The organism is Streptomyces sp. NPDC085927 (assembly GCF_044540975.1).
Lineage (GTDB): Bacteria > Actinomycetota > Actinomycetes > Streptomycetales > Streptomycetaceae > Streptomyces > Streptomyces hirsutus.
The window spans coordinates 78582-100622 of the sequence record NZ_JBITSN010000006.1 but is presented as its reverse complement, the minus strand read 5'-3'; the positions used below and the strand labels follow the sequence as shown (position 1 = coordinate 100622).

Sequence of the window (22041 nt, the reverse complement as noted above, 5' to 3'; positions counted from 1 at the left end):
GGCCGCCACCGCCGTGACCGCAGCGGCAGTCGCGGCGGCCACGACACGCGCGGGGTGGGGGCGGCGGCCACAATGGAGGGCGTGAGTAACCCCGGCCTGCCGCCCCTGCCCTCGTCCGACCGTCCCGACACCGCCGCCCGCCTCCGGGACGCGCTGCTCGAGGCCTCCTTCACCGCTGACGGACTGCTCGAACTGCTCGGCGCCCCCGCGTACGCGGCGCTGGCCCGCAGCGAGACCGTGCCCGCCTTCCGGGCCACGCGCGGGGACACCCCGCTGGAGACACTCGTACGCCTGTTCCTGTTGCAGCAACCCGTGCCGCACGCGCGCGTGGCGGACGTGCTGCCCGTCGATGTCTGTCTGGAGGACGGGTGGCTGACGCGCGCGGGCGCGGGCGACGTCGTCGCGAGCGTGGACGTACGGCCGTACGGCGGGCCCGCGGGCGAGGACTGGTTCATCGTGTCCGACCTCGGGTGCGCGGTCGGCGGCGCGGGCGGCATCGGCAGTGCGCACGAGGGTGTCGTCCTCGGCGTCGGCGGGGCGTCCACGACCCTGGCCGGCATCACCGTCCGCACACCCGTCGCCTCCGCGCTCGACCTCGGCACCGGCTCCGGCATCCAGGCGCTGCACGCCACTCGGCACGCCACGCGCGTGACGGCCACCGACGTCAACCCGCGCGCGCTGCACATCACCGCGCTCACCCTGGCCCTCTCCGGGGTCCCGGCCGCCGATCTGCGGGAGGGATCGCTGTTCGCACCGGTCCGCGCGGACGAGAAGTACGACCTGATCGTGTCCAATCCGCCCTTCGTGATCTCGCCGGGCGCGCGGCTCACCTACCGCGACGGCGGAATGGGCGGGGACGATCTGTGCCGCACGCTCGTTCAGGAGGCGGGGGAACGGCTCGGCGACGGCGGATTCGCGCAGTTCCTCGCCAACTGGCAGCACGTCGAGGGGGAGGACTGGCAGGACAGGCTCAGGTCATGGGTGCCTCGTGGGTGCGACGCCTGGATCGTGCAGCGCGAGGTGCAGGACGTCAACCAGTACACCGAGCTGTGGCTGCGGGACGCCGGGGACCACCGCGGTGACACGGCCGAGTACCGGGCGCGGTACGACGCCTGGCTGGACGAGTTCGAGGCGCGCGGCGTGAAGGCGGTCGGCTTCGGCTGGATCACGCTGCGCAGGTCGGGCAGCGACCGGCCGTCGGTCACGGTGGAGGAATGGTCGCATCCGGTCGAGCAGCCGCTCGGGGACACGGTGCGGGCCCACTTCGAGCGGCTCGACCATCTCCGTACGCACGACGACGCGGCACTGCTCGAAGCGCGCTTCAGGCTGGCCGCCGAAGTGGTGCAGGAGCAGGTCGGGCTGCCCGGCGCGGAGGACCCGGAGCATGTGGTGCTGCGCCAGAACCGCGGCATGCGCCGGGCCACCCGGGTGGACACCATCGGCGCCGGCTTCGCGGGTGTGAGCGACGGCACGATGAGCGCGGGCCGCATCCTCGACGCCATCGCCCAGCTGCTCGGCGAGGACCCGGTCCTGCTGCGCGACCGCACACCGGCCCAGATCCGGCTGCTCGTGGAGCAGGGCTTCCTGGAGCCGGTGAAGTGACGGGGCGGGGCTGCCGGTCCCGGGCTCGGCCCGGGGGAACGTGAGTCCTGAGGCCGGTGGGGCGCGTGGGACCTGAAGGGCGACAGGGGTTCGTGGGTCCTGGAGGGTGACAGGGGCGTGCGGGTCCTGGAGGGTGACAGGGACACGTGGGGCTTGGAGGACGACAGGGGCGCGTGGGGCCTGAGACCGGCGGGAGCGCGTGGGTCCGGAGGCCGCCACAGGCGTGGCAGGGGCTCGGGAGGGTGGCGGGTTCGCCAACTTTGGAGTTGTTTCGGACACCTCCCCGAGGGCCGGCCGCCGTCGCCCCCGCCCACGTCGCCCCTGCGTTCACTTCCGGTTCGTCTTCCCGCCGCTCGCGCGTGCCAGCCTCACCCCGGACCCGGCATCAGCTGCCGGGAAGAAGGGCTCGGGAGACCATGGAGAACGGACCGGCGATCTTCGCGGGGATGGTGTTCTGCCTGTTCGGAGGTGGGCTGTTGGCCTGGATCGCGGCCAGCGTCCACCGGCATCGCCCCGTGGCCCAGGGGGTGAGTCAGGCCGCCTCGGTCACCGTCGCGAGCCTCGTCTCGCTGGCCTCCCTCGTCGTCGGGGTGTGGTGCTTCACCTGGCTCTGAGCATCGCGGGCGAACAGGGGATTCCGGTAACCGGGAGGTCGCGCTCCGCATAGGGGCGGGCAGGGTCTGGACAGTCCGGGCGGCAGGAACGGTGCAAGTCGGGTTACCGTTCGAGTGGCCGTTGCGGGCTTTTCCCGTTTGACACGGGGGCGGGATGTACCGTCACACTCCGCAGCGTCACGAACCGTGAATGCAGACCCGACCCCGGGACGACAGCCCGGGGTGGCCCCAGCGTCGATCCGGAGAGAAGAGCGAAGTTGTCCCCGACCAGCGAGACCGCGAAGGGCGGCCGCCGACTCGTCATCGTCGAGTCGCCTGCCAAGGCGAAGACGATCAAGGGCTACCTCGGCCCTGGCTACATCGTCGAGGCGAGCGTCGGGCATATTCGCGACCTTCCCAACGGCGCCGCGGAGGTGCCCGAGAAGTACACCGGTGAGGTCCGCCGCCTCGGTGTGGACGTCGAACACGACTTCCAGCCGATCTATGTGGTCAACGCCGACAAGCGGGCCCAGGTCAAGAAGCTCAAGGACCTGCTGAAGGAATCCGACGAACTCTTCCTCGCCACCGATGAGGACCGCGAGGGCGAGGCCATCGCCTGGCACCTGCAGGAAGTGCTCAAGCCGAAGATCCCGGTCAAGCGGATGGTCTTCCACGAGATCACCAAGGACGCGATCCGCGCGGCCGTGGCCAACCCGCGCCAGCTCAACCAGAAGCTGGTCGACGCCCAGGAGACCCGCCGCATCCTCGACCGTCTCTACGGCTACGAGGTCTCGCCGGTCCTGTGGAAGAAGGTCATGCCCCGGCTGTCCGCCGGCCGTGTCCAGTCCGTCGCCACCCGGCTCGTCGTCGAGCGGGAACGCGAGCGCATCGCGTTCCGCTCCGCCGAGTACTGGGACCTGACCGGCACCTTCTCCCCCACCTCCGGCTTCGCTCCGGCGGGGGGACCCCCATCGGGCCGCGCCGGGGACGCCTCCGACCCGTCCTCGCTGCTCGCCCGCCTGCAGACCGTCGACGGCAGGCGCGTCGCGCAGGGCCGCGACTTCGACTCCCTGGGCCGGCTGAAGAACGCGAACACCCTCCAGCTCGACGAGGCGAACGCCCGCGCCCTGGCCGCCGCCCTGGAGAACACCCGGTTCTCCGTGCGGTCCGTCGAGTCCAAGCCGTACCGCCGCTCGCCGTACGCCCCGTTCCGTACGACGACGCTGCAGCAGGAGGCGAGCCGCAAGCTCGGCTTCGGCGCGAAGGCCACGATGCAGATCGCGCAGAAGCTGTACGAGAACGGCTACATCACCTACATGCGTACGGACTCGACGACGCTGAGCGGGACGGCGGTCGCCGCCGCCCGCGCCCAGGTCACGCAGTTGTACGGCGCCGACTACCTGCCGCCGCAGCCGCGCACCTACGCCGGGAAGGTGAAGAACGCGCAGGAGGCGCACGAGGCGATCCGCCCCTCCGGCGACCGCTTCCGCACCCCTGCCGAAACCGGCCTGACCGGCGACCAGTTCCGGCTCTACGAACTGATCTGGAAGCGGACCGTCGCCTCCCAGATGAAGGACGCCACCGGCAACTCCGTCACCGTGAAGATCGGTGGCACGGCGGCCGACGGCCGGGACGTCGAGTTCACCGCGTCCGGCAAGACCATCACCTTCCACGGCTTCCTGAAGGCCTACGTCGAGGGCGCGGACGACCCGAACGCCGAACTCGACGACCGCGAGCGCCGGCTGCCGCAGGTCACCGAGGGCGACGCCCTCACCGCCGAGGAGATCACGGCCGACGGCCACGCCACCAAGCCCCCGGCCCGCTACACCGAGGCGTCGCTGGTCAAGGAGCTGGAGGAGCGGGAGATCGGCCGCCCGTCGACGTACGCGTCGATCATCGGCACGATCCTCGACCGCGGCTACGTGTTCAAGAAGGGCACGGCCCTCGTGCCGTCCTTCCTCTCCTTCGCCGTCGTCAACCTGCTGGAGAAGCACTTCGGCCGGCTCGTCGACTACGACTTCACCGCCCGCATGGAGGACGACCTCGACCGCATCGCGCGCGGCGAGGCGCGGTCCGTGCCGTGGCTCAAGCGGTTCTACTTCGGCGAGGGCACTCCCGGCAGCGACCTCCCCGCGGGCGGCAGCGGCGCGGCCGAGGCGGGCAACGGCGACGGGGACCACCTCGGCGGTCTCAAGGAGCTGGTGACCGACCTGGGCGCGATCGACGCGCGCGAGGTGTCGTCGTTCCCGGTGGGTGACGGCATCGTGCTGCGGGTCGGGCGCTACGGCCCGTACATCGAGCGCGGCGAGAAGGACTCCGAGAACCACCAGCGCGCCGATGTCCCCGAGGACCTGGCGCCCGACGAGCTGACGGTGGAGTTCGCCGAGGAGCTGCTCGCCAAGCCGAGCGGTGACTTCGAGCTGGGCACCGACCCGGCGACGGGCCATCCGATCGTCGCCAAGGACGGACGCTACGGCCCGTACGTCACGGAGGTCCTCCCCGAGGGCACCCCGAAGACCGGCAAGAACGCGGTCAAGCCGCGCACGGCCTCCCTCTTCAAGTCGATGTCCCTGGACACGGTGACGCTCGACGACGCGCTGAGGCTGATGTCGCTGCCGCGTGTGGTCGGCACCGACGCCGAGGGCGTGGAGATCACCGCGCAGAACGGCCGGTACGGGCCGTACCTGAAGAAGGGCACCGACTCGCGGTCGCTGCAGTCCGAGGAGCAGCTCTTCACGATCACGCTCGAGGAGGCGCTGGCGATCTACGCCCAGCCCAAGCAGCGTGGCCGGGCCGCGGCCAAGCCGCCGCTGAAGGAGCTGGGCGAGGACCCGGTCAGCGGCAAGCCGGTCGTGGTGAAGGACGGCCGCTTCGGCCCGTACGTCACCGACGGTGAGACCAACGCGACCCTGCGCTCCGACGACAGTGTCGAGACGATCACCCAGGAGCGCGGGTTCGAGCTGCTCGCCGAGAAGCGCGCCAAGGGACCCGCCAAGAAGACGGCCAAGAAGGCCCCGGCCAAGACGGCCGCCAAGAAGACGGCTGCCAAGAAGGCTCCGGCGAAGAAGACGGCGGCCGCCAAGAAGACCGCGGCGAAGAAGACCACGACCGCCGCGAAGACGACGGCGGCGCGGAAGACGACGGCGTCCACGTCCACGTCCACGGCCACGGCGACGAAGTCCGCCGCCGCGAAGAAGGCGACGGCCGCCTCGAACGGCACCGGCGCCGAGGACTGAGGGACCTTCAGGGTCTGATGAGGGTGCGGGAGTTCTCGGGGCCCCGGCCCCGGGCTCCTGGACCCCCGGTGGCTCCGGGAACTCCGGCGCAGCTCCCGCAAAGCTTCCGCGGAAGCCTCAGGACCTGCCCGTTCCCCGGTGTGGATCTTCGCGAGGGTTCGGAATGCGAACCTCCCGGCAACACTTCGGTGTCGGGACGTGCGCATGTCAGGGCAGAGGCCCGAGGTATCGGTGCGGGCCGATAGGCTGAAAGCATGACGCGATCCGAGCCGCCAACGGCCCCTCAAACGGCCCCCGACGACGCCCTGGTCGCGGACTCCCGCGAGCGCGCGGTCCGCGCCCTGCTGCGTCGCCCGCAGCTGAAACGCCTCTGGAGCGCACAGCTCGTAGGTGGTGTCGGCGACGTCCTCGCCCTCCTGGTGCTGGTGCTCCTCGCTCTCCAGGCGGCGATCGCCGAGGGATCGTTCGGCGGCGGCTACCGGGGCGTCGCGTTCGCAGTGGCGACCGTTTTCGGGGTGCGGATCCTCGCGACGCTGCTGTTCGGCGCCGTCCTCCTCGGCCCGCTCACCTCGCTCACCTCCCCGGGCGGCCCCCTGGACCGCCGCTGGACCATGATCGCCGCGGACGGACTGCGGGCGGCCCTGCTCATCGTCGCGCCGCTGTGGATCGACTGGACGCCCGACGACGCACTCGCCCTGCTCCTCGTCACCGCCTTCGTGACGTCGGTCGCCGAGCGGTTCTGGACGGTCTGCCGCGAGAGCGCGGCGCCCGCGCTGCTGCCCGCCCCGCCCCTGGAGGGCGCGACGGTGCGGCCGCTGCCGGACCACCTGGACGCGCTGCGCCGCCTGTCGCTGCGTACGGGCTTCGTGGCGGTGCCGGCCGCGGCCCTCGTCCTCGTCGTCGCGGGACTCCTCAACAACCTGCTGGGCACGGGCATCGACTGGTTCGAACAGCACCAGGCGGCGCTCGCCTCGTACGTCGCGGCCGGACTGTTCGCCGCGTCGCTGTCCATGGTGACGTTCCTCGAACTGCCCGGTACGCGCACCCCGCGCCCGCGGTCGCCGCTGGAGGGGCTGCGCCGCCCGAAGAGCGCCACCGGCTCCGGTTCCGGTTCGGACAAGGGCCGCACCGGCGCCACGCCGCTGCTGGTGCTCGCCTGCGCGTCCGTGGCCGCCGCGGTCTCGGCCGCCGTCGCCGTGTTCGTGCTGCACGCCAAGGACCTGGGCGGCGGGCCCGTGCTGTACGGCCTGCTGGTGGCCGCGCTGACCGGCGGCGTCGTCGTCGGCATACGGACGGCGCCGGCCCTGCTGCCGTCGCTGTCGCGGCGCCGGCTGCTCGCGCTGGCGCTCGCCTGCACCGGCGTCGCACTGCTCGCCGCCGGACTCGTACCGGACGTCACCAGCGTGCTGCTGATCGCCGCGCTGGCCGGTGTCGGCGCGGGCACGGCGGCCAACACCGGGCACACCCTGCTCGACCAGGAGACCGAGGACCAGCGGCGGGCCCGTACGACGGAGCACCTGCACGCGGTCGTCCACGTCTTCGTGGCCCTCGGCGTGGTGATCGCCCCCCTGGTGGCCGCGGGCATCGGACCGCACCGGCTGGAGAGCGGCCGGTTCGTCTTCGCGCACGGTGGTGCCGCGTTCACGCTGATGCTGGTGGGCGCGCTGCTGCTGCCGGTGGCCGCGCTGGTCCTGGCCAAGGTCGACGACCGTTCCGGGGTGCCGCTGCGCCAGGACCTGCGGGACGCGCTGCTCGGCGGCGACGACCCCGAGCCCGCGGTGGCGGGCGCCGGCTTCTTCATCGCCCTGGAAGGCGGCGACGGGGCCGGGAAGTCCACCCAGGCCGAGGCGCTCGCCGAGTGGATCCGGGGCAAGGGCCACGAGGTCGTGCTCACGCGTGAGCCGGGGGCGACGCCGGTCGGCAAGCGGCTGCGGTCGATCCTGCTGGACGTCTCGAGCGCCGGACTGTCCCACCGCGCGGAGGCCCTGCTGTACGCGGCGGACCGCGCCGAGCACATCGACACGGTCGTACGGCCCGCCCTGGAGCGCGGCGCGATCGTCATCTCCGACCGGTACATCGACTCCTCGGTGGCCTACCAGGGTGCCGGACGCGACCTGTCGCCGACCGAGATCGCCCGCATCAACCGCTGGGCCACCGACGGCCTCGTACCGCACCTCACCGTGCTCCTCGACGTGGCGCCGGAGACCGCGCGCGAGCGGTTCACCGAGGCGCCGGACCGGCTGGAGTCGGAGCCCGCCGAGTTCCACGCGCGCGTGCGGGCCGGTTTCCTCACGCTGGCCGCGGCCGACCCCGGCCGGTACCTGGTCGTCGACGCCGGCCAGGAGCCGGACGCGGTCGGTACGGTCGTCCGGCACCGGCTCGACCAGGTGCTGCCGCTCTCCGAGGCCGAGATCAAGGCCATCGAGGAAGCCCGGCGCAAGGCCGAGGAGGAGGCCCGCCGCAAGGCGGAGGAGGAAGCGGCGCGCAAGGCCGAGGAGGAGCGCCTGGAGCGCGAGCGCCAGGAACAGCTGGCGCGGCTGCGTGCCGAGGAGGAGGAGCGCAAGCGGCGCGAGCTGGAGGAGGCGCAGCGGCGCGAGGCCGAACGGCAGGCGGAGGAGGCCCGGCAGCGCGCCGAGGAGGCCGCCCGTCGTGCCGAGGAGGAGCGGCAGCGGCTCCTCGCCGAGGAGAAGGCGCGCGCGGAGGCGGAAGCCCGCCGCAAGGCGGAGGAGGAGCGCCGCCGCAAGCAGGCCGAGGAGGAGGAGCGGCTGCGCGCCGAGGCCGAGGCACTGCGCCTGGAGAAGCAGCGCAAGGCCGAGGAGGCGCTGCGGCGGGCCGAGGAGGCCCGACGCCTCGCGGAGCAGGCCGCGGCCGCGGCGGAGGCGGGGCCCTCCACGGTGAGCTGGGCCGACGCGGCGCGTGCCGCGAACGCGTCGAGCGGGTCGTCGGACGCTTCACGGGAGCCGGACGCGTCGGGCGCGAGCGGATCGGCTCCGGCGGACGGGACGGCGGCGCTGCCCAGGGTGACGGGCGACGCGGCCGGAGAGGACCGGCCGGGCTCCGGCGAGCCCTCGGGCCGGTTCCGCAAGGACCCGCACGACTCCGAGCGGACCGGGACCGGGACCGGGGGCGGAGGGCAGGCCGGCTGGACCAGGTCCTCGCAGCCGTCCGAGGCCGAGGTGACCACCGAACTGCCGCAGGTGTCGGTGCCGCCGGGGGCGGCCGACGAGACCGAGGTGCTGCCGGCCGTGCCGCCGCCGAGCGCCACGGAGGAGACGGCGGTCCTCCCCGCGATCACCCAGGACGACGAGGTGGCCAGCACGCGCGAGCTGCCCCGGGTCGACCTCGAGAACATGCCGGACCGGCGCAGGCAGCGCTCGGACTGGGCCGAGGAGACCCCGCTGGACGACCTGCCGACCCTGGCGGACGAACTGCTGGGCCCGCGTGACGACGAGCACGGCGAACCGGGTGAACCCGAAGAGGGTGGCCGGGGCAAGGGCAAGGGACGGCGCCGCTGACACGAGCGGCGGTCCACCGAGGTACCGGTGCTGGGCGGGGGCGGAACGACGGCCCCCGCCCAGCGCCGTTCCCCCGGTTCCGGGCCCCCGACCGGCCCGGACCAGTCCCGGACCGGCCGGGACTGGTCCGGGACTGTCGGTGGTCACCCCCACAATGGATCCGGGCGGTGGATCCGACCGATGAATCGGTCGGTGAATCGGTCGACGAAGCAGCCGACGAAGCAGCCGATGAAGCAGTTGATGAATCAACCGGTGAATCAGCCGACGAAGCGGCCGGTGGACAATGACTGGCGAACGTGACGGAAGGGCGGCGTGACCCATGACCGTGTGGGACGACCTCGTCGGGCAGCAGCGGGTGAGCGACCAGCTCGCCGCCGCCGCGCGGGACGCCGATGCCCTCGTCACAGCCGCGTCGACCGGCGCCCCGCCACCGGCGGCGTCGAAGATGACCCACGCGTGGCTGTTCACCGGCCCGCCCGGCGCGGGGCGCAACCAGGCGGCGCGCGCCTTCGCCGCCGCGTTGCAGTGCGTCAGCCCCGACCGCGCACTCGGCGGGTCCCCGGGCTGCGGATTCTGCGACGGCTGCCACACCGCCCTGATCGGGACCCACGCCGACGTGAGCACGATCGCCGCCGTCGGCGCGATGATCCTGGTGCGCGACATGCGTGACACCGTCCGCAAGTCGTTCACCGCACCGGCGAACGGCCGCTGGCAGGTGATCCTCGTCGAGGACGCCGAACGGCTGAACGAGAGTTCCGCCAACGCCGTCCTCAAGGCCGTCGAGGAGCCCGCACCCCGCACGGTCTGGCTCCTCTGCGCCCCCTCCGTCGAGGACGTCCTGCCGACGATCCGCTCCCGCTGCCGCCACCTCAACCTGAGCACGCCCTCCGTGGACGCCGTCGCCGATCTGCTCGTACGGCGTGAGGGCATCGAGCCGGATGTCGCCGCGGCCGCGGCCCGCGCCACCCAGGGGCACGTCGACCGGGCCCGCCGCCTGGCCACCGACCCGGCCGCCCGCGAGCGCCGTGCCGCCGTACTGAAGCTGCCGCTGCGCGTCGAGGACATCGGGAGCGCGCTCAAGGCGGCCCAGGAACTCGTCGACGCCGCCGCCGAGGACGCCAAACAGCTGGCCGAGCAGAGGGACACCAAGGAGACCGACGAGCTGAAGGCGGCACTCGGCGCGGCCCAGGGCGGCCGGCTGCCGCGCGGCACCGCGGGCGTGGTCAAGGAACTGGAGGACATGCAGAAGCGCCGCAGAACGCGTACCCAGCGGGACAGCCTCGATGTGGCCCTGACCGACCTCACCAGCTTCTACCGTGACGTCCTCGCCCTCCAGCTCGGCTCCCGCGTGGCCATCGCCAACACGGACGCGGAGGACGCCCTGGAGCGCCTGGCCCGGGGCAACTCCCCCGAATCCACGCTCCGCCGCATCGAGGCCATCGCCGCCTGCCGCGACGCCCTCGACCGCAACGTGGCCCCGCTCCTGGCGGTGGAAGCGATGACGATGGCCCTCAGAGCAGGCTGACCCGACCCGACCCGACCCACCCCGGTCCGACCCACCCCGGTCCGAATCCGAAAACCGAATCCCATAGCCCCAAAAATCACGACTCGCGCGACGCGCGACACGCACACAAGGCACTCGCCCCGTCGCGCAGAGTTACGCTCGCAGTATGTACACAAGGCGCATCCTCCGCAGGACCCGTACCGGAGCCACGCTGCTCGCCGCCGCCGCGCTCCTGGTCTCCGGCTGCTCCTCCGGGAGCACGACGAGCACCACGAGTTCCGCGAGCTCGGCGACGAAGGAGGAGGCTGCGGTGCTGGCCGCCCTGCCCCGCTCCACGCCCAAGGCGCTCACGCCTTACTACGAGCAGAAGCCCGCCTGGCGCGACTGCGGAGTGCCCGGCTTCCAGTGCGCCACGCTGAAGGTGCCGCTCGACTACGCGGACCCGTCCGCCGGCGACATCCGCCTCGCCGTGTCCCGCAAGAAGGCCACGGGCCCGGGGGAGCGGCTGGGCTCCCTGCTGGTCAACCCCGGCGGACCGGGCGGCTCGGCGATCGACTACCTCCAGGCGTACGCGGGCATCGGCTACCCGAAGGAGGTGCGCGCCCGCTACGACCTGGTGGCCGTGGACCCGCGGGGCGTGGCCCGCAGCGAGCCCGTCGAATGCCTGGACGGCCCCGAGATGGACGCGTACACGCAGACGGACTTCACACCGGACGACGAGAAGGAGGCGGACACACTGGTCGCCGCGTACCGGAAGTTCGCCGAGGGCTGCGGGGCGGACGAGCCGAAGCTGCTGCGCCATGTGTCCACCATCGAGGCGGCCCGGGACATGGACATCGTGCGGGCGGCGCTGGGCGACGAGAAGCTGAACTACGTCGGCGCCTCCTACGGGACCTTCCTCGGGGCGACGTACGCGGGGCTGTTCCCGGACCGGACGGGCCGGCTGGTCCTGGACGGCGCGCTGGACCCCTCCCTGTCCGCGCGGCAGCTCAACATCGAGCAGACGGCGGGCTTCGACACGGCGTTCACGGCCTTCGCGAAGGACTGCGTACGGCAGAGCGACTGCCCGCTCGGCGGCCGGAACACCAGTCCCGAAGAGGCCGGCAGGAACCTGAAGGAGTTCTTCGTCAAGACCGACGCCCAGCCGATCCCCACCGGTGACGCCGACGGCCGTGAGCTCACCGAGTCGCTGGCCACCATCGGGGTGATCGCCGCGATGTACGACGAGAGCGCCTGGCCGCTCCTGCGCAAGGCCCTGACGGCGGCGATGAAGGAGAACAACGGCGCCGGACTCCTCGCCCTCTCCGACAGCTACTACGAACGTGACGCCGACGGCGAGTACGCCAACCTGATGTTCGCCAACGCCGCCGTGAACTGCCTGGACCTCCCGGCCGCCTTCGACTCCCCGGACCAGGTGAAGGACGCGCTCCCCGACTTCGAGAAGGCGTCCCCGGTCTTCGGCGAGGGCTTCGCCTGGGCCGCCCTGAACTGCACGTACTGGCCGGTCGCCGCCACGGGTGAGCCCCAGCGCATCGAGGCCGAGGGCGCGGCACCGATCGTCGTCGTCGGTACCACGCGCGACCCCGCGACCCCCTACCGCTGGGCGGAGGCCCTGGCCGGCCAGCTCGCCTCGGCCCGCCTCCTCACCTACGAGGGCGACGGCCACACCGCCTACGGCCGGGGCAGCGACTGCATCGACTCCGCGATCAACACCTACCTCGTCGAGGGCACCCCGCCCGCGGACGGAAAGCGCTGCTCATAGCGGGTGCACCCACCCCGGAGGCAGGCCCTCGGGCCCGCCTCCGGGGCAGGTACGAAGCACCATCCGAAACTGTGTAGACTTACCGTCGTTGCTGATCGCACCATGGTGCCGTCAGCGCGCCGCCTTAGCTCAGATGGCCAGAGCAACGCACTCGTAATGCGTAGGTCTCGGGTTCGAATCCCGAAGGCGGCTCTGTGAAAGCCTCAGGACTCACTCGCCGTGACCTGGGGCTTTTGCTTTTTCGGGGGCGGACAGGGCGGAACGAGGTGCACGTCTGAGACGCCGTGGAGCGACTTGGGCGAGCGGTGGTGAGCGGAGGGCTCCGGGCCCTGTTCAGCGAGTTTCTTCCACTCGGTCCTCACCTTCACCTCGGCCTTCTCGGCGGCTTTCGCCCCGCTGCGAGCGGCCTCGCCTGCCGCGGCCTCCCGTTGGACCTCGCTCTGCTCCGGCGAGCGGCGCCCTCCGGCCACACCACCTCCACGGGGACACCTGCGGCCTGTGCTTCGAGGACGGTGTCGGCGGTGCCGCCGCCCCAGCCGGTCGGGGGTTCGCCGTCCCACACGGCGACGAGGCGGTCGGCGCGTTCGACGAGTACGGCGTTGGCGGCCTCGTACGCCTGCCGGTCGGCCGTCTCGACGGGGAGCACGAGGACTTCCTCGGCGGCTTCGACGAGGCGGTCGAAGAGGGGGGCGTGGTCGGGCCCGACCTTGTTCCGGCGGTAGTCCTGGGAAGGGACGACCACGGTGAGCCGTCCGCCGGCGGCGAGGACGGCCTCGGCGAAGAGGGAGTCCGCGCCCTTGGCGATGCAGGAGACGCCGACCAGCTCGCCGTCCTCGGCGTACGGCTTGAGCAGATCGTCCAGGGCGGCACGGACCAGGGGGATGCTGCCCTCCGTCAGGTTGATGTGCCCGGTCACCGCGATGGTCGTCACGGTCCGTTCCTCTTCCAGGCCGGCAGCAGGTCTTGGACCCTGTCGCGGGTCTTGCACACGGGGCGGGCCGCGTTGTTGTCACCAGGGCACAGGCCCCGCTGGGGACGGGAGGTGTCCGGCGCAGCTGGGGCGGCCGCCGGACAGCTGACCCGGAAGGCAGGGAGAAGGGCGGAAAGGAAGGGGCGAGGGCCCGGTTTTTCACCTTCACCGACCGGGGCCCTCGCCTGCGGATCGGGCCGCGGTGGTGACACTCCCCCGAGTTGCGCGTACGACGCGCGCACCACCCGGGCCGGATCCGTTGTAGTGATCACATCAGGACTTGCCAACGGATCGCTAACATGTGGCCGGTGACTCTCCGCTGGTGAGCGGGTCGGAGGGTGAGCGGGCGGCGGGCGGTCGGAAAGGCAGTGATGCGGCGGGAGTTGCGGTTCGGGCTTCTGGGAGCACCGGTTCTGTACGGCGGGGAGAAGAGCGGTGAGGGGACGTGTTCCGCCAGGCCCGGTGTCCGGGCCGTCGGGAGTCCCAAGCTGCGGATCCTGCTCGCCGCGCTGTTGCTCGACGCGGGGCGCGTCGTCTCCGTCGACGGGCTGAAGGACGCGCTCTGGGGCGGGGCCCCGCCCGTCTCCGCGCACCCCTCGCTGCACAACCACGTGGCCCGGCTGCGCCGGCTGCTCGACGACCCCGGCCGGCTGGTCACCGTACCGACCGGATATCTCCTGCGGGTCGACGACGGAGAACTGGACGTCCATCGCTTCGACGCCCTGGTCGCTTCGGCGCGCACCGCGCACACCGGCCGGGACTGGGAGCGCGTCGTCCGTTCCTGCGCCGACGCGCTCGCGCTGTGGCGGGGCGCACCGCTGGCCGGGCTGCCGCCCGAGGTGGGCGGGTACGCGCTGATACGGCGGCTGCAGGAGGCGCGGCTGCTGCTCCTCGAGTGTCACTACGACGCCGAACTCGCCCTCCGCGGCGGGCGGTCGGCGGCCGGGCTCGTGCCGGAGCTGGCGGCGCTGGCCGCCGGGCATCCGCTGCGGGAGGCCTACCACCGGCAGCTGATGCTCGCCCTGCACCGCGTCGGCCGCCGGGCCGAGGCCCTCGCCGTCCACCGTGATCTGCGCACCCGGCTGGCCGAGGAACTCGGCATCGAACCGGGGCCGGGCGTGCGGGAGGCGCATGTGGAGGTGCTGCGGGGGACCGACGAGCCTGTGCCGGGACACCGTCCTCGGCGCAGTGTGCCGACGGGCGTACCGGGCGCGTCGCCCGTGGTGCTCCGGCCGGCCCAACTTCCGGCGGCACCCGCCCACTTCACCGGTCGCGGGGAAGTGGTCGACGAACTGCGGCGGGTGCTCACCCCTGGGGCGCGGCCGACGACGGCAGCTGCCCCCGGGCCCGGCTCATCCGGCTCCTCCGGTGTCCTCGGCTCCTCCGCACCCTCCGTCGTGGTCATCAGCGGGATGGCCGGTGTCGGCAAGAGCGCGCTCGCGCTGCATGTCGCGCAAGGGCTGCTGGAACGTTTCCGCAGTGGTCAGCTCTACGTCGACCTGCACGGCGCCACCCCTGGTCGGACGCCCCTCACCTCCGCCCGGGCGCTGACCACGCTGCTCGGCGACCTCGGCATCGCACCCCGGGACGTCCCCGAACGCCAGGACGCCGCCGCCGCGTTGTTGCGCTCGCTGCTCGCACCGACCCGCACGCTCCTGGTGCTGGACGACGCCGCGAACGCCGCGCAGGTCCGGCCGCTGCTGCCCGCCGGGCCGGGGTGCGCGGTGATCGTCACCAGCCGCTCGCCCCTCACCGCGCTCGACGGGGCGGTCCGCTTCCCGCTCGCCCCGCTGACCGGGGAGGACAGTGCCGCGCTGCTGCGCGCGGTCTCCGGCCGGGACGGTCTCGACGCCGGGCACCCCCTGGTCGCGCTCACCGGCCGGCTTCCCCTCGCCCTGCGCGTGGTCGCCGCCCGGCTGGCCGCGCGCGGGGCCCTCACCCCCGACGTGCTGGCCGGCCGGCTGGCTGCCGCCGACAGCCGCCTGGCTCAGCTGGAGTACGACGATCTCAGTGTCCGCCGTTCCCTGGCGGTCGCCCACGACGCGCTCGCCGCCTCCGTGCGCGAGGCCGACCGGGACGCGGCCCTCGTCCTGCGCCACATCGGCGCGCTCGATCTGTCCGGATACGGTCTGTCCGGCTACGGTGCCGCCCGGCTGGCCCGCCTCGCGGGCATCGACGTGCGCCGCGCGGAGGCCGCACTGGACCGGCTCGTCGAGGTGTCGCTGCTGGAGGAGACCGCGTACGGCCGCTACGCCCTGCACGACCTGGTCCGCGACTTCGCCCGCGAACTCGCCCGTGAGCCGGTTCGGGGGCCCGCCTCCGAGCCGGCCCCGGTCTCCGAACCGGCCCCCGCCTCTGCACCCCTCCCCGTCTCCGAGCAGGTCCCCGTCTCCGAAGCCATCCCCACTTTTCTCTCCGGGGGCGCCGGGGGCGCCGGGGAGGCCGGTCTCCGGGGTCACTTGGCGTCCGCGTAGCACTCCACCACCGCCGTCGTGAACGGGAACCGCACCGGGGTCGGGCCGAACGTCAGCCGCCCGGCCAGCTCCGCCGCCTCCCGGATCGCCGTCACCACCGTCTCCGCCTCCTCCTCCGGACAGTGCACGATCACCTCGTCGTGCTGGAAGAAGACCAGCTCGGCCGCCATGTCCCTCACCGCCTGCCGTAGCGCGGCGAGCAGCAGCAGGGTCCAGTCGGCGGCGCTGCCCTGGACGACGAAGTTGCGGGTGAAACGGCCTCGCGCGCGGGCGTCGGTCGAGGCGTAGCCCGGTATCCACTGCCGGGCGGCGTCGGGTTCCTCCTCCGCGAGCGGGATGCCCGCCTCCTCCACCGCGTCGTCCGTCGTGCGGGCCGCGGGCGGGCAGGTGCGGCCCAGCCAGGTCCGCACGAGCCGGCCCTCCTCCCCGGCGCGGGCGGCCTCGTCGACGTAGGCCACGGCCCGGGGGAAGCGGCGTCTGAGGGCGGCGAGGTTCTTCAGGCCGTCGCCGGACGTCTGGCCGTAGACCGCGCCGAGGACGGCGAGCTTCGCCTGCGCGCGGTCGCCGGAGAAGGCGCGGTCGGACACCGACTGGTAGAGGTCGGTCTCCCGGCCGGCCACCTCCATCAGCCCGGGGTCGCGGGAGATCGCCGCGAGGACGCGCGGCTCCATCTGGTCGGCGTCGGCGACGACGAGCCGCCAGCCCGGGTCGGCGACGGCCGCGCGGCGGATCACCTTGGGGATCTGCAGCGCGCCCCCGCCGTTGGTCACCCAGCGGCCGGTCACCGTCCCGCCCGCCAGGAACTCGGGCCGGAAGCGGCCGTCGCGCACCCAGTCCTGGAGCCAGGACCAGCCGTGGGCGACCCGGATGCGGTACAGCTTCTTGTACTCGATCAGCGGTTTCACCGCCGGATGGTCGATGGACTCGAGCTCCCAGCGGCGGGTCGAGGAGACCTTGATCCCGGCCTGCGCGAACGCCTTGACGACGTCGGCGGGCAGGTCGGGCCGGACCCGGCGGCCGAAGGCGGCGGACACCTCGTCGGCGAGCTCGGCGAGTCTGCGGGGCTCGCCGCCGCCCGCGTACCGCTCGCCGAGCAGGTCGTGCAGCACCGCGCGGTGCACGTCCGCCCGCCAGGGCACCCCCGCGCGGTTCATCTCGGCGGCGACGAGCATCCCCGCCGACTCGGCGGCCACCAGCAGCCGCATCCGGTCCGGGTGCGCGGTGGCCTCGATCCGGCGCTGCTGTCCGGCGTAGACCGCGAGGAGGTCCGCCAGCGGGACGTGGGTGCCCCGGGGTTCGAAGAGCGGCGACTGCGCGCCCGGCTCGGCCGAACGCTGCGGCGGATCGGGCGGTACGGGGCCCCCGCGGAGCCGCGCCAGGGCGGCAGCGGCCGAACGGGGCTGCCCGTACCGGCCCTCGTGGCCGAGCAGGAGCGTCTCGGCCGCCTCGACGTCGTAACACCGTTCTACTCGCACCCCCGTGGCGAGCAGGCGCGGATGGACCTCGGCGGTGGACCGCCACACCCACCGGGTGACGCCGGGACGGCTCCGCACGGCCTCGGCGGGATCCGCCTCCCGCCGCACCGGAGCGGCGGGCAGCCCCTCCGGGCCGAGGGGGGCGACGTCGACGCCACCGTCCTCGGCCAAAGAGAGTGCCCACCGGTCGGCCATGAGGTGAGTGTGGCAGGGGGGTCTGACAGCGGGGCCCGGGAGCGGGGTTCGGGAGCGGGGTTCGGGAACGGGCCCGACGCGGGGTCCGGCGACGACCCGGATCAGCTCTCCGGCGAGGGTTCCTGCTCCCGGTCGCCGTCCCCGCCCTTCTTCTCCCGGCCGTCCTCCTTCTCCCGGTCCTCCTCCTGCCGCGTCTCCACGACCTGTGCCAGCAGGTCGGCGACGTACCGCTCGGTGGTCGTCTTGTCGACGCCGAGGCCGCTGAGGACGCCCTTGCCGTTCTCGTGCTCCAGGAGGGCGAGCAGGAGGTGCTCGGTGCCGACGTAGTTGTGGCCGAGGCGGAGGGCCTCGCGGAAGGTGAGTTCCAGGACTTTCTTGGCCGCCGGGCCGTACGGCACCAGCTCGGGGGCGTCCTCGACGGCCGGCGGGAGGGCCGCGGTGGCGGCAGCGCGGACCGCGTCCAGGGTGACGCCCTGTTCGGTGATCGCCTTCGCGGCCAGGCCGCCCGGCTCGGCCAGCAGGCCGAGGACCAGGTGCGCGGGCAGGCCCTCGGCGTTGCGCGCGGCCTTGGACTCGTTGTGCGCGGCCATCACCACGGCGCGGGCGCGGGGCGTGTAGCGGTTGAAGCCCTCGTTCGGGTCGAGGGCGGCCGACTCCTTGGGCACGAAACGCTTCTGGGCCGCCTGCCGGGTGACGCCCATGCTCTTGCCGATGTCCGTCCAGGAGGCGCCCGAGCGCCGGGCCTGGTCCACGAAGTGGCCGATCAGGTGGTCCGCCACGTCGCCGAGGTGCTCACCCGCGAGCACCGCGTCCTGAAGTTGCTGAAGGGGTTCCTCGTGGACCTTCTTGATGGCCGCGATGAGGTCGTCGAGACGGACGGATGACTTGATGCCGGGATTCGTCGTCATGTGTCAACGGTAGGTTGACAGCGGGAGAGTGTCAACCGCGAGTTGACACTTGGGGGTGAATTCCCGTGGCATGGCACCATCGGCCCGTGAGCACGTCCAGCACCGTCGACCGCGCCTTCCGGGCCGCCCTGTACGCCACCACCGACGACGCCCTCGACACCGGCGCGTCCCTGCTCGCCGTCGACCCGGCGGCGGACGCCGAACTCGCCCGGCGGGGCGAGGAGTTCGTGGCGAACGCCCGGCGGCGCGGCTGGCAGCCCGCCGACCTCGTACGGATCGTCCGGCGCGAACTGGACGACGTGCACCTACGGCTCGTCACGGGACTGATCCGCGCGCAGACGCCGCACGACCGGCCCCGAGGGCCCCGCTGGACCGCCCAGCTCGACGCTCTCGGCGCCCCCGGTGAACCCGGCGCCGCACCCGCGCCCCGCACCGATCGCTTCTCGCACGCCACGGCCGTACTGGAGCTGTACCGGCTGCTGCTGCGCCTGCCCGCGCTCGAACCCCTCGACGAGGCGGCGGCCGAGGCCGCCGGCGCGGCGGGACCGGACGGGCGGGACCGGCGTCCGGAGTCCCGCATGCTCGGCCGCATCCGCGCGCTGCTGGCCAAGGCGGAGGCGACCGGATTCCCGGAGGAGGCGGAGGCGCTCACCGCCAAGGCGCAGGAGCTGATGGCGCGGCACAGCGTCGACGAGGCCCTGCTCGCGGTACGGACACACGCGGCGACGGTGCCGGGCGCGTGCCGGATCGGGGTGGAAGCGCCGTACGAGCAGACCAAGGCCGTCCTGCTCGACGCGATCGCCGACGCGAACCACTGCCGGGCCGTGTGGAACGAATCCCTCGGCTTCTCCACCGTGGTCGGCTTCGACGCCGACCTGGAAGCGGTCGAACTTCTCTACACCTCACTGCTCGTGCAGGCCGGTACGGCCATGACGAAGGCGGAGGCGGCCCAGAAGGCGGGCGGACGCAAGCGGACCAAGACCTTCCGGCAGTCCTTCCTCGCGGCCTACGCCCACCGCGTGGGCGCGCGCCTCGCGGCTGCCGCCGAAGGCCGGACGAGTGGGCTGAGCGACGACCTGCTCCCGGTGCTCGCCTCCCGCGACGTCGCGGTCACCGAGCGACTGGACCACCTGTTCCCGGAGACGACGACCACCCGGCTGCGCGGGGTGAGTGACGTGGCGGGCTGGGAGGAGGGCGCGCGGGCGGCGGACAATGCCCAGGTCGAAGCCCGCCGACGGCTCGGCTGAACCGGAGCCGCACCCTAAGACGCCCCCCCGCGCGTGGTGCCCCCCCCCGCGTGGCCCGGAGCCCGCGCGGGTGGTGGGCCGAGGATCGCCCGACCCCGCGCGGGTGGTGGGGCGAGGGTCGCCCTTCGCGCGGGGGCAGGTGGTGGGGCGTGGGTCTTCCTGCCGGAAGGCCGGAAGGGCGCTCGGTCGCCCGTCTGCCGGTCGGTCGCCGGTCTACCGGTCGGTTGCCCGCCTGTCGCTCGGTCACCCGGCTACCGACCGTCGGTCGGCCGTTCGCCGGTCAGTCGCCCGTCCGCTGGAAGGCGCCCACGGAGGCGTCGGCCGAGGCCTCGGTCTTTTCCTTGACCGCCACCGGGCCGTACGACCAGGGGAAGTCCTGGGTGGTGGAGTCGCCGGGGAGGCCGACCTGCAGGGTCTTGACGTCCAGGCTCTCGCCCTCGCCCTCCGGCCCGCGCACGTAGGTGATCGTCAAGGAGACCGATCCGCCCTCGGCCAGGGTCAGCTTCTGCGCCGTTGCGCCCTCGACCGGGGCCAGTGCGACGGGCTCGTCCCCGGCCACCAGATTCGCCTCGGCAAAGCCGTCCAGGACGCAGGAGGCACCCTGGTTGACGAGGTTCACGGGGACCTCGCCGGTGTCACCGGCGGCCGGTGCCTCGCTCGCGGGGCCGGCCTCCATGTCCACCGTCGCGCTCGAGCAGGCCCCGCTCTGCTGCTTCGCGTCGTCCTTCGCCCCGTCCCCACCGCTCTCGCCGCCGCAGGCGGTCAGCAGGAGGAGGGCGGTGACAGCGGTGACGGTGATCGGCATGGTGCGCATGAGGATTCCCCTGGGGTCGTGGAACAGCCCACCGATCATCACATCCTGGGGCCCCTCCCTGCGCATCCGAAGGGCCGATGTCCTCACGGCAGGAGCGGACCCTACGACCCCAGCCCCGCGGTCGGAAGCCCCGACGGCAGCCGGCCGCCCTCGGCCTTCGTGTACGTCTCGGTGCCGAGGGAGCCCTCCCAGGTGACCTTCAGGGTGGACCCGCTCACCGAGTCGACCGTGCCGCTCGCCCGGTCCTCGTTGCCGTCCGTGCACTGGAGACTGATCGTCGGGGTTCCGGCATCCTCCTGTGCGGTGCCGCTGCACACGGTGCCGCCCGTGGCGAAGAGGGCCGCCTGCTCCCCGGTGAACATCAGCGCCACGGCCTTGCCGTCGACCGTGGTGAGCCAGCTGCCCTCCAGCTCGCCCGCCGGGGCGCCGCTCGTGGCCGAGCCGCCCGTCTCGTCCGTCCCGCCGGTGCCACCGTCGGGATCGGCGTCGGCCGAGGCGGACGCCTCGGCGGACGGCGTGGAGTCGTCGCCGGAGTCGCTGTCGCCGCTGCACCCGGTGAGGACGAGCGCGCCGGCCAGGCCCGTGGCCGCGACCGCGAGCCGTACGCGTCGGCGTGACACGGTGCGCCAGGAGTACGGCGCGGACGAGGCAGTCACTGAAGCCCTTACCGAAGGCGTCTCCGGAGCCCCCTTCGAAGACGCATCCGAAGCCGTGCCCCGAGACGCCCCCGGAGCCGCCCCCGTGGCCACCGCCGAGCCCACCGAGCCCACCGACGTCCCCGTACCGCGCTGATCCACCGATGTCACCGCAAGCCCCCTGCCCTGTAGCCGGCCACGTCGGCCGGAACGACCGCAGACAGCTAACAGGACGTGCCCGGCACCCCACCAGCCCCGGTGACCCACCTCGCACCGCGCCGTCACCGCGCGGTGAGGGGAATGAGAAGGGGGGAGGGAACGGCACGGCGGTGAGGGCGGCACCCGCCGCGTTCCGCAGCGGCAGCCCGCGCGGGTGGTCGGGAGGACTCGGGGGATGTCCCTACTTCCCTATGACGATAGGTAGTTGACGAATAAAAGAGACCGCTTGCAGGACTAACGGGGGTGCGGGAGGACAGGCGAAGGAAACGAGGGAACATGAAGGCCCCCGTATGCGTCTCAATCCACACGGGGCCCGGCAGGTCGGGCCGCAGGACTGTAACTGCGGGAACACCCCGCGTGCACGTGCATCTGCCCATGCATTTGCACTTGAACAAAGCTATGATCCGGGTCAGTTGACCACTGCATCAATGGCAACACCAGCCAGTGCACAACGGGGAGCGACCTGTGGACCACGACGTGTACGACGGTGATGTGTACGAAGGCGACGTGTACGGCGTCGCCGACGCGTCCCGCGTGTTCAACGGCATGGCGGCCACCAGGCTGAACGGCGTGGCCTGGCAGAAGAGCCGGCACAGCAATTCGCAGGGTTCCTGCGTCGAGTTCGCCCGGCTGCCGGGTGGTGAGGTGGCGGTGCGCAACTCCCGTTTTCCCGAGGGGCCCGCGCTCGTCTACACCAGGGCGGAGATCGAGGCGATGCTCCTCGGCATCAAGGACGGCGAGTTCGACCACTTGGTCGTCGGCTGAGGAAAGCGCCTACCGCGCCCACCGCGGTGGCACCGACCTTGCCCGCCGCACCGATCTTGCCCGCCGCGTCGGCCTCGCCCGCCGCACCGGCCTCACCCGGCGGCCCCTGAATGCCGCGCGACGCGCG

13 protein-coding genes, 1 tRNA gene and 1 pseudogene are annotated in these 22041 nt (G+C 73.0%); 10 read left to right on the top strand and 5 right to left on the bottom strand.

Annotated features, from left to right (window positions below; translation table 11 throughout):
• Nucleotides 1-72: 72 nt before the first annotated feature.
• The 7 genes from ACIF80_RS17690 to ACIF80_RS17660 all read left to right on the top strand — a co-directional run bounded on the left by ACIF80_RS17690 (nt 73) and on the right by ACIF80_RS17660 (nt 12404).
• Complete coding sequence (locus ACIF80_RS17690) at nt 73-1602, top strand: methyltransferase (RefSeq protein ID WP_399805484.1); 1530 nt, start codon at nt 73-75, stop codon at nt 1600-1602.
• 416 nt (nt 1603-2018) lie between these two features.
• Entirely contained in the window at nt 2019-2216 is a 198-nt protein-coding gene (locus ACIF80_RS17685) for a hypothetical protein (RefSeq protein WP_399805482.1), read from the top strand.
• Nucleotides 2217-2473: 257 nt separating this feature from the next.
• Nucleotides 2474-5431 carry a type I DNA topoisomerase gene (gene topA, locus ACIF80_RS17680; RefSeq protein WP_399805480.1) on the top strand — a complete coding sequence of 986 codons (2958 nt, stop codon included), beginning with the start codon at nt 2474-2476 and terminating at the stop codon, nt 5429-5431.
• Nucleotides 5432-5685: 254 nt separating this feature from the next.
• A complete protein-coding gene (gene tmk / locus ACIF80_RS17675; protein WP_399805478.1) occupies nt 5686-8946 on the top strand; it encodes a dTMP kinase in 3261 nt (1086 codons plus the stop codon).
• A gap of 319 nt (nt 8947-9265) precedes the next feature.
• On the top strand, nt 9266-10471 hold the full coding sequence (locus ACIF80_RS17670; RefSeq protein ID WP_399805476.1) for a DNA polymerase III subunit delta': 1206 nt from the start codon (nt 9266-9268) through the stop codon (nt 10469-10471).
• Between the two features lie 145 nt (nt 10472-10616).
• Complete coding sequence (locus ACIF80_RS17665; protein ID WP_399805474.1) at nt 10617-12212, top strand: alpha/beta hydrolase; 1596 nt, start codon at nt 10617-10619, stop codon at nt 12210-12212.
• Nucleotides 12213-12330: 118 nt separating this feature from the next.
• Nucleotides 12331-12404: transfer RNA gene (locus tag ACIF80_RS17660), tRNA-Thr, on the top strand.
• Nucleotides 12405-12657: 253 nt separating this feature from the next.
• Here the strand turns inward: ACIF80_RS17660 and ACIF80_RS17655 are convergent.
• Nucleotides 12658-13143 (bottom strand): annotated as a pseudogene (locus ACIF80_RS17655) (hypothetical protein); the annotation flags it as partial.
• Nucleotides 13144-13553: 410 nt separating this feature from the next.
• On the opposite strand from ACIF80_RS17655, the gene ACIF80_RS17650 reads away from it, so the two are divergent.
• Nucleotides 13554-15656 (top strand): BTAD domain-containing putative transcriptional regulator, encoded by a 2103-nt coding sequence (locus tag ACIF80_RS17650; protein WP_399805472.1) that lies wholly within the window; start codon nt 13554-13556, stop codon nt 15654-15656.
• Here the strand turns inward: ACIF80_RS17650 and ACIF80_RS17645 are convergent.
• Both ACIF80_RS17645 and ACIF80_RS17640 read right to left on the bottom strand, forming a co-directional pair.
• On the bottom strand, nt 15638-17326 hold the full coding sequence (locus ACIF80_RS17645) for a bifunctional 3'-5' exonuclease/DNA polymerase (RefSeq protein WP_399805470.1): 1689 nt from the start codon (nt 17324-17326) through the stop codon (nt 15638-15640). The genes ACIF80_RS17650 and ACIF80_RS17645 overlap by 19 nt on opposite strands.
• A 101-nt stretch (nt 17327-17427) precedes the next feature.
• The gene (locus ACIF80_RS17640) at nt 17428-18234 is read right to left on the bottom strand and encodes a Clp protease N-terminal domain-containing protein (protein WP_399805468.1); all 807 of its coding nucleotides are present in this window, start codon (nt 18232-18234) and stop codon (nt 17428-17430) included.
• A gap of 86 nt (nt 18235-18320) precedes the next feature.
• On the opposite strand from ACIF80_RS17640, the gene ACIF80_RS17635 reads away from it, so the two are divergent.
• Entirely contained in the window at nt 18321-19481 is a 1161-nt protein-coding gene (locus ACIF80_RS17635; protein WP_399805466.1) for a DUF2786 domain-containing protein, read from the top strand.
• Nucleotides 19482-19761: 280 nt separating this feature from the next.
• On the opposite strand, the gene ACIF80_RS17630 is transcribed toward ACIF80_RS17635, so the two are convergent.
• Nucleotides 19762-20295 (bottom strand): DUF4232 domain-containing protein, encoded by a 534-nt coding sequence (locus ACIF80_RS17630; RefSeq protein ID WP_399805464.1) that lies wholly within the window; start codon nt 20293-20295, stop codon nt 19762-19764.
• Nucleotides 20296-20396: 101 nt separating this feature from the next.
• Entirely contained in the window at nt 20397-20951 is a 555-nt protein-coding gene (locus tag ACIF80_RS17625; RefSeq protein WP_399805462.1) for a hypothetical protein, read from the bottom strand.
• A gap of 663 nt (nt 20952-21614) precedes the next feature.
• Between ACIF80_RS17625 and ACIF80_RS17620 the strand changes: the two genes are divergently transcribed.
• A complete protein-coding gene (locus ACIF80_RS17620; protein WP_055572505.1) occupies nt 21615-21914 on the top strand; it encodes a DUF397 domain-containing protein in 300 nt (99 codons plus the stop codon).
• The last annotated feature ends 127 nt before the right edge of the window (nt 21915-22041 follow it).